The sequence below is a fragment of the Nonomuraea sp. B12E4 genome (genome assembly GCF_039871825.1).
GTDB lineage: Bacteria > Actinomycetota > Actinomycetes > Streptosporangiales > Streptosporangiaceae > Nonomuraea.
This window is the reverse complement of record NZ_JBDPME010000080.1, coordinates 1-1,436: the sequence shown is the minus strand read 5'-3', so window position 1 is coordinate 1,436 and position 1,436 is coordinate 1. Positions and strand designations below refer to the sequence as shown.

Annotated in this window: 1 protein-coding gene; it reads right to left on the bottom strand. The window is 66.6% G+C overall.

Features of this window, described 5'->3' with window-relative positions; genetic code table 11:
- Window positions 1-54: 54 nt before the first annotated feature.
- Window positions 55-1,296 (bottom strand): IS256 family transposase, encoded by a 1,242-nt coding sequence (locus ABGB18_RS49285; protein ID WP_347702652.1) that lies wholly within the window; start codon window positions 1,294-1,296, stop codon window positions 55-57.
- Window positions 1,297-1,436 lie beyond the last annotated feature (140 nt).

The window sequence follows — 1,436 nt, the reverse complement described above, 5'->3', positions numbered from 1 at the left end:
GGCCGCGTCCATGATCGTGGTGTATGAGAAGACCACTCGTAATCCGGCGAATTCTTAAGCGGTAATCGCCTCAATATTCACTTTAGCATCATTCGTCTCATTCGTCTCATTCTGGGTGTCGGCGTGCTTCCGGGATTCGGCCAGGATCTCCAGGCCCATGTAGCGGCGCTGCTCGGTCCACTCGTCGTTCTGCTCGGCCAGCACCGCGCCGACCAGGCGGACGATGGCGTCGCGGCCGGGGAAGATGCCGACCACGTCGGTCCTGCGGCGCACCTCCTTGTTCAAGCGCTCCTGGGGATTGTTGCTCCACACCTGACGCCAGACGGCCTTGGGGAAGGCGGTGAAGGCCAAGATGTCCTCGCGCGCCTCGTCCAACCGCGTGGCGGCCTTGGGATACTTGGCCTCCAGCACCTCCACCACGTGCCGGTGCTGGGCGCGCACGGACTCGGCGTCGGGCTGCTCGAAGATGGTGCGCAGCATCGTGTGCACCCACGGCTGCGCCGTCTTGGGAACGCATGTTCCAAGATTGCGGGCGAAATGGGTCCGGCAGCGCTGCCAGGACGCGCCGGGCAGCGTGGCGGCGATCGCGTCGCGCAACCCGGCATGGCAGTCGCTGGTGACCAGCAGCACCCCCGACAGGCCGCGAGCGACCAGGCCGCGCAGAAACGCCAGCCAGCCCGCCCCGTCCTCGCTGGAGACGACGTCCAGGCCGAGGATCTCCCGCTGGCCATCGACGTTGACCCCGGTGGCGATCAGGCAGTGCACGTTCACCGTCCGCCCGCCCTCGCGCACCTTCTGCGTCAACGCGTCGATCCACACGAAGGTGTACGGGCCGCTATCCAGCGGCCGGGACCGGAACGAGGCCACCAGCTCATCCAGCTCGGCGGCCATCTTCGACACCTGCGACTTGGACAGCTTGGTGATGCCCATCGCCTCGGCGAGCTTCTCCACCCGCCGCGTGGAGACGCCCAGCAGGTAGCTGGTGGCCACCACCGACGTCAGCGCCCGCTCGGCGCGGCGGCGCTTGTCCAGCAGGAAGTCAGGAAAGTAGCTGCCCTGGCGCAGCCGCGGAACGGCCAGCTCGATCGTCCCGGCCCGGGTGTCCCACTCCCGCTGCCGGTAGCCGTTACGGGAGTTGACCCGCTCGCTGCTGACCTCGCCGTAGCCGGCCCCGCACAGCTGCTCGACCTCGGCGTCCATCATCCGCTGGGCGAACTCGCGGATCATCGCCCGGAGCAGGTCCGGGCTCGCCGCGGTCAGAGTCTCCTCGACGTGGGCACCGATCGCGGGCACAATGTCATTGACGGTCACTTCGTCCCCTTCGTGTCTGAATGTGCAAATCGAAGGATTACGAAGTGGCCGTCACTTGTCACATGGATCTCTCCCGTCACACCAGAGGGAAGATCACCCGTACACCACTCCCGTGGACGCTAACC